This is a genomic window from Loktanella salsilacus, assembly GCF_024206795.1.
In the GTDB taxonomy this organism is placed as follows: Bacteria; Pseudomonadota; Alphaproteobacteria; order Rhodobacterales; family Rhodobacteraceae; genus Loktanella; species Loktanella salsilacus.
This window is the reverse complement of sequence record NZ_CP072994.1, coordinates 1744845-1758363: the sequence shown is the minus strand read 5'-3', so window position 1 is coordinate 1758363 and position 13519 is coordinate 1744845. Positions and strand designations below refer to the sequence as shown.

Sequence of the window (13519 nt, the reverse complement as noted above, 5' to 3'; positions counted from 1 at the left end):
CCAGAAACGAGGCAGTAATGGCAGTATATGACGAGGCGCAAGCCCGCGGCAGTCTGACGGACTTGGCCGGTCGCTACACCCAATATGCTGGCGCGGCTGTCAGCCTGACGCTGATGATCGGCGTGGCCGTCTGGGGCACCAAGACGATCCTGCGCGATGTCAGTGGCGTACCCGTCGTGCGCGCCATGCAGGGCGATATGCGCATTGCCCCCGAAAACCCCGGCGGCGATGTCGCCGATCACCGCGGCTTGGCCGTGAATACCGTCGCCGGATCAGGCGAAGCCGCCGCCCCAGAGGACAGCGTGACGCTGGCCCCGCGGATGGTCGAACTGGCAGCCGAAGATTTGGACACCGCGCCGCTAACGGGTGCAACGCCGGACGCCGCCCCGGATACGGACGCGGTTGCCGCCGCGACCATCGCTGTGCCGACAGGCCCGATGAACGCGGATGACATCCTTGCGATGGCGGACCAAATCTCGGCTGGGATCGCGCCGATGGCACCCTTGGCCAATATGGACGACGCAAACGACAGCCCCGTCCTGACGCTGGACGGCGAAGCTGTCCCGGGCGAAGAAGACGGCACCACCGAGATCATGAACATCGACGCCCAAGACCCCATCGCGATGGCCTTGGCAGAGGCGATGTCGTCTGATGTCGCAGCCCCAGAGGCAACTCCTGTGGCCGCAGGCGCGGTACGCTCTGTGCTGCGCCCGACCGTGCGCCCGATGCGCGCGGCCCCTGCCGTGGCCACTGCCGCTGATCTGGCTGCTGCGCCTGTCACCGTGGCCGCAGTTGCATCGCCAGAAACGCTGCCATCCGTCGCGGTGCTGACCGACGATCTGCCCGTGGGCACCAAACTGGTGCAGCTTGGCGCTTTCCCGACGGCAGAGGATGCGTCGAAGGAATGGATCAGCCTGCAGGGCAAGTTCGGCGAAATGCTCGCCGGTAAGACCCAGATCATTCAAGAGGCATCATCGGGCGGCGCGACCTTCTATCGTTTGCGCGCCAGCGGCTTTGACGACCTGCCGTCTGCACGCCAGTTCTGCGAAACCTTGGACGCAAGCCGCGCGGCTTGCACACCTGTCGTTGTCCGCTAACGGGGCGATCTTTGGCCTGTCCGGCCTAAAGCTGACAGAGGCAGAGGCCGCGTTTTTCAAGGACGCGAACCCTTGGGGCTTTATCCTGTTTGCCCGCAATGTGGATAGTCCGGACCAGCTGCGGGCCTTGACGGCCGATCTGCTCGATTGCCTTGGCCGCGCTGCCCCGATCCTGATCGATCAAGAGGGCGGCCGCGTGCAGCGCATGCGCAGCCCGCATTGGCGCGAATACCTGCCAGCGCTCGACCAGATGGCACGCGCGAGCGATCCCATGCGGGCCCATTGGCTGCGCAACCGCCTGATTGCCGCCGAACTGCACGATGTTGGGATCGACGTGAACTGCGCCCCTTTGGCCGATCTGGTCGAGGCGCAGACGCATCCCGTGCTGCGCAACCGCTTGTATGGCGAGACGTCGGATATTGTGGTCGAGGCCGCGCGCGTGTGCGCCAATGCCTTTGTCGCGGGCGGTGTGCTGCCTGTGCTGAAACACATCCCCGGCTATGGCCGCGCCAGCGTGGACAGCCACAAAAGCCTGCCGCGTGTGGATGCGCCCCGCGCTGACCTGATGGCGCGCGACTTTGCGCCGTTCAAGGCGCTGAACAACATCCGCATGGGCATGACCGCGCATATCGTGTTCGACGATATCGACCCTGATGCACCCGCGACGACCTCTGCCACCATGATGCAGGTGATCCGGGATGATATCGGCTTTGGCGGGTTAATCATGACCGACGATATCGGGATGGAGGCGCTGTCGGGCACCCCGGCGGAACGCGCCGCCGCGTCGATCGCGGCGGGCTGTGATATCGTGCTGCACTGCAACGGCGATCTGGCAGAAATGCCTGCTGTCGCCGCCGCCGCTGGCCCCATGTCCGCCCCTGCGCAGGCGCGCGCGCTGCATGCGCTGAACCAGCGGGCCGCGCCGCAGCCGATTGACATTGCCGCCGCCATTCGCGAACTTGAGACCCTTCTGACGTAAGGGACGCAGGCCATGGCACAGGAACCCTTTGACCTTGGCGAGGCCAGCGTCGCCGAACGCGTTGCCGCAGAGGCGCTGATTGTCGATGTCGGCGCATTCGAAGGCCCGCTCGATCTGTTGCTGACGCTGTCGCGCACGCAAAAGGTTGACCTGCGGCAGGTGTCGATTCTCGCGCTGGCGCGGCAATATCTCGCTTTTGTGCAGCAGGCTAGGTCGCTGCGGCTGGAACTGGCGGCGGATTATCTGGTGATGGCCGCTTGGCTTGCCTTCTTGAAATCCCGCCTGCTGCTGCCCCCCGATCCCACCGACGACGGACCCTCTGGCGAGGAGCTGGCCGCGCATCTGGCCTTCCAGCTAGAGCGGCTAGAGGCGATGCGCACCGTCGCCGCCCGTCTGATGGGGCGTGACCAGCTGCGGCGCGATTTCTTTCCGCGCGGCATCACCGAGGACGTCGCCCGTGTGCGCCGCGTCACCTATACCGCCAGCCTGCTGGACCTGATGCAGGGCTACGCCCGCATCCGCACCCGCGACGATTTCCGGCCCTTCGTGATGGACCGCGAAAACCTGATGACCATGGAAGAGGCGCTTGACCGCCTGCGCGAGATGATTGGCTTTGCGGGTGACTGGACTGATATCGCCAGCTATCTGCCCATGGATTGGCAAGAGGACCCCGTCCGCCGCCGCACCGCCACCGCCGCCACCTTTGCCGCCAGCCTAGAGCTGGCGAAAGAGGGGCGCATCGACATCCGGCAAGGCGATACCTTTGCCCCGATCCACATTCGTAAAAGGACGCCGCGCGATGGCTGACCCCCGTGACAGCCTGTTCGAGGCCCCGCCGATGGCCGATCAGGAACGCATGATCGAAGCGATCCTGTTTGCCACCGCCGACCCGATGACCTTGGCGCAACTGGCGGGCCGCATGCCGCATGGCTGCGATCCGGCCACCGCGCTGGCCTATGTGCGCAAACGCTACGAGGGGCGCGGCGTGACCCTGATGCGGATTGGTGAAGCATGGGCCTTTCGCACGGCGCCTGACCTTGGCTATCTGATGCAGCACGAGGTCGTCGAGACGCGCAAACTGTCCCGCGCCGCCATCGAAACGCTGGCGATTGTCGCCTACCACCAGCCCGCCACCCGGGCCGAGATCGAAGAAATTCGCGGTGTATCCGTCAGTCGCGGCACGCTGGATCAGTTGATAGAGCTGGATTGGATCCGTTTGGGCCGGAGGCGCATGTCGCCGGGGCGGCCAGTGACGTTCATCGTAACCTCGCATTTTCTGGACCATTTCGGGCTGGAAACTGCTCGCGATCTGCCGGGTCTTAAGGAATTGCGCGCTGCGGGTCTGCTGGAAAACCGGCCACCGCCGGGTACAGAAGAGCCGGACGCTGATGATAGTCAGGACGATTTGTTCGAAGAGTAATTCAAAGTTTATCTGTTAAATATCCATACATCTTATGGTTGCTAGTCTCCCTCCATGCCAGATTGGCGAGGGTGATGCGGTGTTGAATTATACTGAAACGATGGACTTCTCTGACGACCGGCTCAAGATTGTGGCCCGGCTGTCGCAAAATAGCTTTTGCCTTTTCGTGTTCATGTGTGCCTGTGCCCTGATCGGGCTGGCGTTCAATCTGGCTGGGTCTGCGGGGCTGCTGCAGGGGCCCTTTAGCGACGCAGCAACCCATCCGGTCACCGCGATATGCCTATGCTGTCTGGCTGTCGCCCTTCACCTTGGCGGGCGGGGCGCGCGGCCGACGGGATCTGTCCGGTTCCTTTGTGCCTTCGCCTGCGGGACCGTGTTGCTGCATCATACACTGACTTGGCTAGAGGTATATCCAGCGACCCCATCACAGCTTTTTCACGGTCGTGTCTCTGTTGAAGCGACTTTGGCGATTGTATTTCTATCGCTTTGCACCGGCTTGCGGGGGCGCATGAAAACGCAGGGTATCGTGTGTTTGGTGGCGTTCCTTTTGATCGTCATGAACTGTATCATCGGCGCGACCTTTGGTGTGACATTCGTCGGCGGTGATCTTGCCGCGCTGACGTTAGCGTCAATGTGCTTTGCAGCATTACTGGCGTTGTCCAACAACGCCAACGACCCGTTTGTGCGGGTACTGCTGCTGTCGTCAGAGGTAGGGGTGCGTGCGCGGGTAATGGCCATGGTTGGCACATTGGTGCCATGGGCCACGGGCATGTTTTTGTACCGCCTGTGGGGCATGCCAAAGCTTGAATTTCCGATTGTGGCCCTGATGATCACAGTCATCATTGGCACGACAATCATTTTGGCGATTTTTTCGGGGTATCAGCATCAGGTCGGCGACGAACTGCGGCAGGCCGCTGAACGCAGGCTTGTCGAACAGGCGGTCACGGATGGGCTGACGGGGCTGCGCAACCGCGCTGGGATTACGCAGGTTCTGCGCCGCCGCATGCTTGATCTGAAACAATCGGGCCGGCCCGTCGGCATTGTGATGTTCGATCTGGACCATTTCAAACGGATCAATGACACCCATGGTCACGATGAAGGCGATCGCGTGTTGGTGGGCGTCGCCCGCTGCCTAGAACCGCTGCTGCGCCAAGGCGATGTGCTGGGCCGGTGGGGCGGTGAAGAGTTTATGCTGATCGCCGATCTGCGCCAACCAGAAGAGCTGACACAGCTTGTCGAACGTCTGCGCGTCGCGATCCATGATTTGTCGCGCCAATTGGGTAACAAGAGCAAGACGACTCCGATCCGCGTCAGCGCGTCATTCGGTGTCGCTGACATGCAGGCAACGGACGCGAGCTATAATGATGCGGTGAAACGGGCGGATATGGCGCTGTATCAGGCCAAGGCGGCGGGGCGAAATTGCGTCGCCATCGCGCCCCTTTTTGCAAGCCGCGTCGCTTAAGCCGGCTTTGCCGCAGCGAAATGCTTTGACAGCTTTAGCCCCTGACCTTGGTAATTCGATTTGATCCCGGCCCCATAAAGCGCCTGCGGATGCGACGACATATGCTCGTACACCAAGCGGCCAACGGTCTGGCCGTGTTCCAGCACAAAGGGCGCTTCGTGGCAGCGGACCTCTAGCACGCCGCGCGATCCGGTCCCGCCAGCGGCAGCCCAGCCAAATCCGGGGTCGAAGAAACCGGCATAATGCACGCGGAATTCCCCAACCATCGCCAGATAGGGGGCCATTTCAGCCGCTTGCATCGGCGGGATCGCAATCGATTCGCGGCTGACCAGGATATAAAACGCGCCGGGGTCTAGGATGATCCAGCCGGTATCGGTGTGGACCTCTTCCCAGTAATCGGCTGGGGTGTAGTGGTTCAGCTTTGACAGGTCGACCACCCCGGTATGCGGCTTGGCCCGGTAGCCAATCAGCGTACCCTGCGCCGGGCGCAGATCGACGGAAAAGCCAAGGCCGTCCGAAATCTCGGGCGGGGTGTTCACGATGGGGGTTTGCTCGTGCAGGGCCAGTAGCTCTGCGTCGCTCATCAAGGTTTGGCCTTGGCGAAAGATGATCTGGTTCAGCATCTGCCCCGGCTGCGCCACAACAGAAAAGCTGCGCGGGCAGATTTCGACAAACAGCGGACCGGTATAGCCATCAGGGACCCGGTCAAAGGCTTCGCCGCGGTCGGTGATGATCCGCGTCAGCAGATCCAGCCGGCCAATCGACGATTTCGCACTGGCGGCGGCGGTCATGCCTGCGGGCAGGTCCAGCCGTTCCAGCAGCGGCACGACATAGACGCACCCTTTTTCCAGCACAGCACCGCCGGTCAGCGGCACCGCATGCATGGTGAAATCCTGCAGGCGTTCGGTGACCGTGCGGTTGCGCCCGGTCAAAAAGGATGCGCGCACGCGGTAGGCAACATCGCCAAGACGCAGATCAAGGGATGCGGGTTGGATTTGGCCATCGTCAAAGGGGACATCGGCGGCAATCGCGCCGCTTTTGATCAGATCAGCGATCTGATGATCGGCCAATACGCCTTTTGCAAATGTGGTCATGCACGATCCCCCCAAGCATCAGATAGCAAAACGCCCGCGGCACAGGTGCCAGCGGGCGGTTTGTTTGGTCGGGCTAGCAGGACTCGAACCTGCGACCTTCCGTCCCCCAGACGGACGCGCTACCAGGCTGCGCTATAGCCCGACTGAGGGCTGTTTACCCGATACGGGGCAGAGGGCAAGAGGGGATTTGCGCCTAAGCCTCGGTTATTTTCAACCCGTCGTCATGCGGCTGTGCAGTTGCGCCAATCGCGCCACCACGGGTTCAAGTTTGGCAGCCCGGTGCGCCAAGGCGGTGTGATCAAGGCGCGCCAAATCATGCAACACGCGCGATGCGCAGGCGGCGCGCGGGGCAGGCATGGCGGGTAGATCAAGTGTTGGTGTGACCTGTACGGGGGCCGCAGGTAAGACGTGCGGGGGAATCGCGCTTTGCAGCGACACGATATTATCGGGCGGGGTGACGTCAGAACGGCCAAGCAGTTCCATGGCAGGGCTGTCTGCAATGGGCGCGGTTTGTACCGGCATCGGCTCTGGCATGATATTCGCCACGATGTCGATGATATCGCCATCGTCAGTGACGTCAGGATCGCCCGCTGGCTCTGCTTCGGCCATGTCCATCACGGCTTTTAACCCGCTATCGCGCAGCACCTTTTGCGCGCCTTTGATGGTCAGACCTTGATCGTGCAGCAGCACTTTGATGCCGCCGAGCAGGGCGACATCGTCAGGGCGATAATACCGCCGCCCGCCAGCGCGTTTGACGGGTTTCACTTGGGTGAATTTGCTTTCCCAGAACCGCAGCACATGGGCCGGGGTGTCCAGACTTTCTGCGACTTCGGAGATCGTGCGAAAGGCGTCAGGAGCCTTGGCCAATGGGTCGTCCCTTATGGTTTGTTGCCCGCTGCAACCTTGTCTTTCATCAGGTGGCTGGGCCGAAAGGTCAGCACCCGGCGCGGATGAATTGGTACTTCTTCGCCCGTCTTAGGGTTCCGGCCAACGCGGGCCGCCTTATCACGGATCGAAAATGTGCCGAAGGAAGAGATTTTAACCGATTCGCCAGCAACCAGCGCATCGGACACTTCTTGCAGAACACTCTCGACCAGCTCGGCGCTTTCATTGCGCGACAGGCCTACTTGCGTGTGGACTGCGTCAGCCAAGTCCATGCGCGTCAACGTTTTATCGGTCATGTTGTCCCCCAAGATTTCAAGAACCTTACGGTCGCGGCAAATTAAATGTCAATAACAAGCCGTTGCGTGCCGCTCTGCTTTTGGTTGAATCGCCTACCAGCGCAGGACAACAGCGCCCCAGGCAAGCCCGCCGCCGATGGCTTCGGTGACCAGCAAATCGCCGCGTTTGATCTGCCCGCGCGCGACGCCAACCGACAGCGCGAGCGGGATCGACGCGGCAGACGTATTGCCGTGATCTTGGACCGTCACGACTACGCGGTCCATTTCGACGCCTAGTTTTTTCGCGGTGGATTGGATGATGCGGATGTTGGCCTGATGCGGCACGACCCAATCGACGTCATCCGCGTTAAGGCCCGCCTTGTGCAGGGCTGCGTCGGCCGTCAGGGCCAGCTTTTCAACGGCGTGGCGAAAGACTTCTTTGCCTTCCATGCGCAGCTTGCCGGTGTTTTGGGTGGCCACACCGCCATCGACGTACAGCAGGTCGCGGTAGCGGCCGTCGCTGTTCAGGTCGGTGGACAGGATGCCGCGATCCGTCGCCGTGCCAGTGCCGTCTTCGGCCCCCAGCACCAGCGCGCCCGCGCCGTCCCCGAACAAAACGCAGGTGCTGCGGTCGGTCCAGTCCATGATGCGGCTAAATGTTTCGGCCCCGATGACCAGCACGCGGTTCGCCTGACCGGACACGATCAGCGCGTTGGCCTGTGCCAGCGCATAAACGAATCCTGCGCAAACGGCTTGCACATCAAAGGCATAGCCGCGGGTGTTGCCGATGGCGGCCTGCACCATCGTCGCGGCGGATGGAAAGGTCATGTCGGCGGTCGATGTCGCGAGGATGATCGCGTCGATCTGGTCGCCTTCTAGTCCGGCGTCGGCCAGCGCGGCGTTTGCAGCGCGGGTCGCAAGGTCGGACGTGGTCTGGCCTTCGGCGGCAAAGTGACGCCGTTCAATGCCGGACCGGCTGCGAATCCATTCGTCAGATGTCTCTAACGTTTCCGCGAACCATTCATTTGGCACGACCCGGTCAGGCAGATAGTGCCCGACGCCTTGAACGACTGCGCGGCGCATTATGGCTGCTCCTGTGTGGGGGGGGCAGCACGGTCAGATTCGTGCGGCAAGGATGCGGCCAGCCGGGATGCAAGGCGGTCAGAAAAGTGCTGATCCGCCAGCCGGTGCGCTAAGGAAATGGCAGCAGCAACGCCCGTGGCATCGGCTGATCCGTGGCTTTTGATCACGGTTTTGGTCAGGCCCAAAAACACGCCGCCATTCACGCGGCGCGGATCGATTCGCTTTTTCAACGACCGCAGCGCGCCGCGGGCCAGTAGGGCACCCAGCATCGACAGCGGCGTGCGCTTGAGCGATTCGCGCATGAAATCAGAAATGAGGTTCGCAATGCCTTCGCCTGTTTTTAAGGCGACATTGCCGGTAAAGCCGTCGGTGACGATCACATCGCAAGCATCACCGGGCAAATCGCCGCCTTCGACAAAGCCGACATATTCGAAATCGCCCTTGGCGGCAGAGGCACCAATCAGCTCGTGCGCGACTTTCAGTTCGGCGCGACCTTTATGTTCTTCGGTGCCGACATTCAGCAGGCCGACGCGCGGACGTTTCAGATCAAAGGCGTTGCGGGCGTAAGACGTGCCCATCAGCGCATAGATCAACAGATCGTCCTGATCGGCGCGGATATCAGCGCCCGCATCCAGCATGACGTTAAAGCCCTGCTTGTTCCGCGAGGGCCACAGGCAGGCAATCGCGGGGCGGTTCACGCCGTCGATCTTGCGCAGGCGCAGCATCGACATGGCCATCAGCCCGCCGGTATTGCCGCAGGACACCACAACGCCAGCCTCGCCCGTGCGCACAGCCTCGATCGCGGACCACATAGAGGTGGCCTTGCCATGGCGGACAACGTGGCTGGGTTTGTCGTGCATCGTCACAACATCGCTGGCGTCGCGCAGGATGACGATATCTGTCAGCCCGTGTTTGGCCAGCAGCGGGGTCAATTCCTTAGCGCGGCCATGCAGCATGACCTGTGTGCCCGGATTCTTTTTCAGAAACAGGGAAAGGCCCGCAACTACTGTTGCAGGCCCATTATCGCCACCCATGGCGTCGATCGACAAAACGCGAGAGCCATCCACACCTTGCAGGGCCGTCCCTGAATCAAGCATGGTGATGCCCCTCTGTTCGTTTTGATCGCCGGTTTTTGGCTTACGCCGCGTCTTCGTCGATTTCGACGGCGTCAGCGGTGATCACTTCGCGAGTCGCGTAGTGGCCGCAGGACGGGCAGATGTGGTGAGGGCGCTTTTCTTCACCGCAGTTCGTGCAGTTGTTTGGATTCGCGCTGGAAAGCGAATCGTGAGCACGACGCATGTTGCGGCGGGATTTGGAAACTTTATTCTGCTGGACGGCCATGTCGCAACCTATCTGTTAAGTGAGGGGCGCGAATGGCCCGTGTTTTGGTTATCTCGCGGCGGTCCTATGTCATCAGGGCCGCCCTGTCGAGGGGGGTATACAAGAGGTCGCGAACATACTGCGAAAGCATGTTTGTGCAACCCTTTTGTAACAGTGGTTTTACGCGTTGTTTTCACCGCTGTCATCTTCGTCTTTTGCAAGCTGATCGCGCAGCGCGCCCAGACCGGCAAAGGGCTTTGCATCATCGTCTGTCATCGGGGCCACGCCCTTGGCCGCGACCAGCACTTGTCCCAGTTCTGCACCTTCGGCGCGGGGAAAGGCGGGCAGGGCAAGGCTCAGCGCCTCGATCATCACCGCGCCCAGATCTAGGGTCTGGGGCAGCGGCTCGACCGCGTCGTCGTCGGGCATCTCTGCTTCTGCGCCGTCGGGATAGGCGAAATCGCGGGCGTACACGCGGCGGATCACTTCATCCATGCGGGTGGTCACAGATGCGAGAGTAGCAACGCAGGGCTGCACAACGGTCGCGCCCAGCTTGGCGGTCAGCTGCCAGTCGCCGCGGCCCAGCGGGGTGATTTCCCCGGCAAAGACCAGCTTTTTAACGGCGGGGATACCAAGGTGGTTTGCAATCGCTGTGCGCTGCTCTGGTGTTGGGGCCAGATCAAAGGTGCTGGCGTGGCGGTTGGTCAGATCGGCCAGCCGCAGGATTTTCGTCGGCAATTCAGGCGCGTCTGTCATCGGGCGGTTCCATTCTTGAACAAGGGGCGTCGCATGTTGTAGGTGAGTTAAAAGGCGTATCGCGCCAAGGCAAGGGCGCTATGCCCATCGGTTACGAGGAAGAGCGCGCCATGACGAACGGATCTAAAGTAGGGTTTCGCAGTCTCATCATCGGATGCGGGCTCGCCTTTGCTGTCGCTTGTACGCCGATTGTGCGCAACTATGGTTATATCCCAACGGACGCGGAATTGTCTGCGGTCGCCGTCGGTGTGGATACCCGCGACACCATCACCGAAACCTTTGGCACGCCCACGACAACGGGCACGGTCGGCGAAAGCGCGTTTTATTATGTGCAAAGCCGGTTTGAAACGCTTGGGCCCGGCGCCCCGGTCGAGGTTGACCGCCAAGTGCTGGCGATCAGCTTTAACAGTGCGGGCACCGTGTCGAATATCGAACGCTTTACCCTGCAGGACGGCAATGTCGTCGCCCTGTCGCGCCGCGTGACGGAAGACAGCGTCGCGAGCAACACATTCCTGCGCCAGTTGCTGGGCAGTGTGGGCCGGTTTAACGCCGAAGACCTGATCAGCGAATAACGCAGCTTTAAGCGCGCACATTTGAAAAAGGGGCGGCCGCAATGGCCGCCCCTTTTTTCGTTTTGGGCGGAGTTTAGTTGTCCGGCTGAAACGTCATCGCGACGCCGTTCATGCAATAGCGCAGGCCCGTTGGCGCGGGGCCGTCGGGGAAAACATGGCCCAGATGGCCTTCGCAGCGGGCGCAGTGCACTTCGGTGCGGCGCATAAAGAGCGCGCGGTCTTCTTTTTCGCCCACCGCATCGGTGTCGATTGGCGCATAAAACGACGGCCAGCCGGTGCCAGATTCGAACTTGGTGTCCTGATCGAACAGCGGATTGCCGCAGGCCTTGCAGGCAAAGACGCCTGCGTCCTTGGGGAAATCGTCATGGCTGCCAGCCCGTTCGGTGCCATGCTTGCGCAGGACCTTGAACGCCTCTGGCGATAATTCCGCTTTCCATTCCGCGTCGGTTTTGGTGATCTTGTCCATCTGTGTCATCTTTCCTGCAAACTTATAGGGTGACATGTAGGGCTTAGGCGACGGCTCGCCAAGGAGATGGGTTGCGTGACGGCATCGTTTCACAAAGGACGCCTTGGCGTGCGGCTTGCGCGCACGCCAGATGATCTGGCGGCCTGTCAGGCGCTGCGCCACGCGTGCTTTTTCGGCGCGCCGGGGGTGGATGCCGACGCCTATGATCCGCTATGCCAGCATGTGATGATTGGCGGGGACGCCGGATTGGTTGGCACCTGCCGCGTTATGGTGCTGCGGGACGGGGCCGCTTTGGGGGCCAGTTATACCGCCAGCGCCTATGATCTGTCGCCCTTGGCAAACTACGCCCGCCCGGTGATGGAAGTCGGCCGCTTTTGCGCCGCCCCCGGTGCCAGCGCGGATGTCTTGCGGCTGGCATGGGGGGCGCTAACGGGCATTGTCGATGCCGAAGAGGCCGGGCTTTTGATTGGCTGTTCCAGCTTTCCCGGTGCAAATCCGGCGCAGCATGCCGCAGCGCTTGCGCTGCTGGGGCAGTATCATCGCGGCCCGGTGTCGCAGCTGCCCGGCGTACGGGCGGCGCAGGTGATGCCGCTGACAGGGCCCGTACCGGACCGCCGCGCCGCACTGGCGGGCCTGCCGCCGCTTTTGCGCAGTTATCTGGGGCTGGGCGGCTGGGTTGGCGATCATGCGGTTATCGATAAGGTCATGAATACCGTGCATGTGTTCACGGCGCTGAGCGTGGATGCGGTGCCTGCGGCGCGGGCGCGGGCGCTGCGGGCCTTGGCGGGGTAGCGCTGCCTCCGGCGGGAGTATTTGTTGCAAGATGATACCGGAGGCGCGAGGCATTTCGATCTGCTGCCTCCGGCGGGCGTTTATTTAGCCAGATGAAGGGGCAGGCCGCGTCCCTGTGTCGCTTGCCCCTGCCTTTGGGCGGGCTTAGGTTGCGCCGCGATAACAGGAGTTTCTTGCATGGCCACCAAACCCCGCAGTATTTTTGAAGAGGTCGGCACCTCGCAAAAGCAAAGCGCCACCCCCGGAGGTATCGATCAGCGCGGGCATGGCGCGCGCGGTGCGATCCGGGGCTGGCTGATGGTGCTGTTTGCGCTGCTTGCCGTCATGATCGCCGTCGGTGGGCTGACGCGGTTGACGGATTCGGGTCTGTCGATCACTGAATGGGCCCCCGTGACGGGGGCTGTGCCGCCGCTGGATGATGCGACGTGGCAGTCAGAGTTTGCGAAATATCAAGCCAGCCCAGAATATCAGTTGCAGAACACCGGCATGAGCATGGCCGAATTCAAGACGATTTATTGGTGGGAATGGGGCCACCGGCAGCTGGGCCGGGTGATCGGTCTGGTCTGGGCCGTTGGATTCTTTGGCTTTCTTGCTGCACGCAAGATTCCCGCTGGGTGGACCGGACGACTGTTTTTCATTGGCGCGCTTGGCGGTCTGCAGGGCGCGATTGGCTGGTGGATGGTGTCATCGGGGCTCGAAGGTGCGCGCACGGATGTGGCGTCATACCGGCTTGCGACCCATCTGGGGCTGGCCTTTGTCATCTTTGGTTTCATCACGTGGTATATCTTGAAGATTGGCCGCCGATCGCCTGATTTGTTGGTGGCGCGGCGGGCTGGGGATGCGCGGCTGTGGACGCTTGGCACTGCGCTGATGGTGCTTGCCTTTGTGCAAATCGTGCTGGGCGCACTGGTGGCTGGCATTGATGCGGGCCGCGCCTATCCCGACTGGCCGCTGATGGCGGGCGGGTTTTTGCCCCCTGATATGTGGCAGCTGACGCCCGCCTGGCGGAACCTGTTCGAAAATGAGGGGACGGTGCAGTTCATCCACCGCATGATGGGTTACATCCTGTTTGCTTATGGTCTGTTCGTCTGGTGGCGTAGCCGCCGCAGCGCGAACCGGCGCACCCGCAGCGCCTATGCCATGATGATGGCGATGATGGTGGTGCAGATGGTGCTGGGCATCGCGACCGTGATGACCATGGCGACACCGCATGTGGCCATCGTTCACCAAGTCGGCGCTGTCGTCCTGTGGGTCTTGATCCTGCGCGCGCGGTTCTTGTCCCGCTACCCCTTGCCGCAATCCGTCAGAGAGGCGTGAG

Annotated in this window: 16 protein-coding genes and 1 tRNA gene; 8 read left to right on the top strand and 9 right to left on the bottom strand. The window is 61.9% G+C overall.

Annotation, left to right across the window (positions count from 1 at the left end; genetic code table 11):
• Positions 1–17 precede the first annotated feature (17 nt).
• The 5 genes from KBW81_RS08620 to KBW81_RS08600 all read left to right on the top strand — a co-directional run bounded on the left by KBW81_RS08620 (position 18) and on the right by KBW81_RS08600 (position 4958).
• Positions 18–1097: an SPOR domain-containing protein gene (locus KBW81_RS08620; RefSeq protein WP_254246894.1), complete on the top strand. Its 1080-nt coding sequence runs from the start codon at positions 18–20 to the stop codon at positions 1095–1097.
• Positions 1087–2076 (top strand): glycoside hydrolase family 3 N-terminal domain-containing protein, encoded by a 990-nt coding sequence (locus KBW81_RS08615; protein WP_254246893.1) that lies wholly within the window; start codon positions 1087–1089, stop codon positions 2074–2076. The genes KBW81_RS08620 and KBW81_RS08615 overlap by 11 nt, the downstream gene beginning before the upstream one ends.
• 12 nt (positions 2077–2088) lie before the next feature.
• Positions 2089–2883 (top strand): segregation and condensation protein A, encoded by a 795-nt coding sequence (locus tag KBW81_RS08610; protein WP_254246892.1) that lies wholly within the window; start codon positions 2089–2091, stop codon positions 2881–2883.
• Positions 2876–3496: an SMC-Scp complex subunit ScpB gene (gene scpB, locus KBW81_RS08605; protein WP_254246891.1), complete on the top strand. Its 621-nt coding sequence runs from the start codon at positions 2876–2878 to the stop codon at positions 3494–3496. The genes KBW81_RS08610 and scpB overlap by 8 nt, the downstream gene beginning before the upstream one ends.
• Before the next feature lie 82 nt (positions 3497–3578).
• Positions 3579–4958, top strand: coding sequence for a GGDEF domain-containing protein (locus KBW81_RS08600; protein WP_254246890.1), 1380 nt, complete (start codon positions 3579–3581; stop codon positions 4956–4958).
• On the opposite strand, the gene KBW81_RS08595 is transcribed toward KBW81_RS08600, so the two are convergent.
• From KBW81_RS08595 to KBW81_RS08560, 8 genes are all read right to left on the bottom strand, one after another.
• Entirely contained in the window at positions 4955–6052 is a 1098-nt protein-coding gene (locus KBW81_RS08595; RefSeq protein WP_254246889.1) for a 2'-deoxycytidine 5'-triphosphate deaminase, read from the bottom strand. The two genes, KBW81_RS08600 and KBW81_RS08595, sit on opposite strands and share 4 nt — an antisense overlap.
• 65 nt (positions 6053–6117) lie before the next feature.
• Positions 6118–6194, bottom strand: a tRNA-Pro gene (locus KBW81_RS08590).
• Positions 6195–6262: 68 nt separating this feature from the next.
• Positions 6263–6919, bottom strand: coding sequence for a MerR family transcriptional regulator (locus KBW81_RS08585; protein WP_254246888.1), 657 nt, complete (start codon positions 6917–6919; stop codon positions 6263–6265).
• Positions 6920–6930: 11 nt separating this feature from the next.
• A complete protein-coding gene (ihfA, locus tag KBW81_RS08580; RefSeq protein WP_090187678.1) occupies positions 6931–7233 on the bottom strand; it encodes an integration host factor subunit alpha in 303 nt (100 codons plus the stop codon).
• Between the two features lie 93 nt (positions 7234–7326).
• Positions 7327–8298, bottom strand: coding sequence for a beta-ketoacyl-ACP synthase III (locus tag KBW81_RS08575; RefSeq protein WP_254249025.1), 972 nt, complete (start codon positions 8296–8298; stop codon positions 7327–7329).
• Positions 8295–9392: a phosphate acyltransferase PlsX gene (gene plsX / locus KBW81_RS08570; protein ID WP_254246887.1), complete on the bottom strand. Its 1098-nt coding sequence runs from the start codon at positions 9390–9392 to the stop codon at positions 8295–8297. The genes KBW81_RS08575 and plsX overlap by 4 nt, the downstream gene beginning before the upstream one ends.
• A gap of 40 nt (positions 9393–9432) precedes the next feature.
• A complete protein-coding gene (gene rpmF / locus KBW81_RS08565; RefSeq protein WP_090187686.1) occupies positions 9433–9636 on the bottom strand; it encodes a 50S ribosomal protein L32 in 204 nt (67 codons plus the stop codon).
• A 159-nt stretch (positions 9637–9795) separates the two neighbouring features.
• Positions 9796–10371 (bottom strand): YceD family protein, encoded by a 576-nt coding sequence (locus KBW81_RS08560; RefSeq protein ID WP_090187688.1) that lies wholly within the window; start codon positions 10369–10371, stop codon positions 9796–9798.
• Between the two features lie 110 nt (positions 10372–10481).
• Between KBW81_RS08560 and bamE the strand changes: the two genes are divergently transcribed.
• Entirely contained in the window at positions 10482–10943 is a 462-nt protein-coding gene (gene bamE / locus KBW81_RS08555; protein WP_090187787.1) for an outer membrane protein assembly factor BamE domain-containing protein, read from the top strand.
• Positions 10944–11016: 73 nt separating this feature from the next.
• Here the strand turns inward: bamE and msrB are convergent, their stop codons facing one another.
• On the bottom strand, positions 11017–11409 hold the full coding sequence (gene msrB, locus KBW81_RS08550) for a peptide-methionine (R)-S-oxide reductase MsrB (RefSeq protein ID WP_392338421.1): 393 nt from the start codon (positions 11407–11409) through the stop codon (positions 11017–11019).
• Positions 11410–11475: 66 nt separating this feature from the next.
• Here msrB and KBW81_RS08545 point away from each other — a divergent pair, with 66 nt between their 5' ends.
• Both KBW81_RS08545 and ctaA read left to right on the top strand, forming a co-directional pair.
• A complete protein-coding gene (locus KBW81_RS08545) occupies positions 11476–12201 on the top strand; it encodes a GNAT family N-acetyltransferase (RefSeq protein ID WP_254246886.1) in 726 nt (241 codons plus the stop codon).
• Positions 12202–12378: 177 nt separating this feature from the next.
• Positions 12379–13518 carry a heme A synthase gene (gene ctaA, locus KBW81_RS08540; protein ID WP_254246885.1) on the top strand — a complete coding sequence of 380 codons (1140 nt, stop codon included), beginning with the start codon at positions 12379–12381 and terminating at the stop codon, positions 13516–13518.
• The last annotated feature ends 1 nt before the right edge of the window (position 13519 follow it).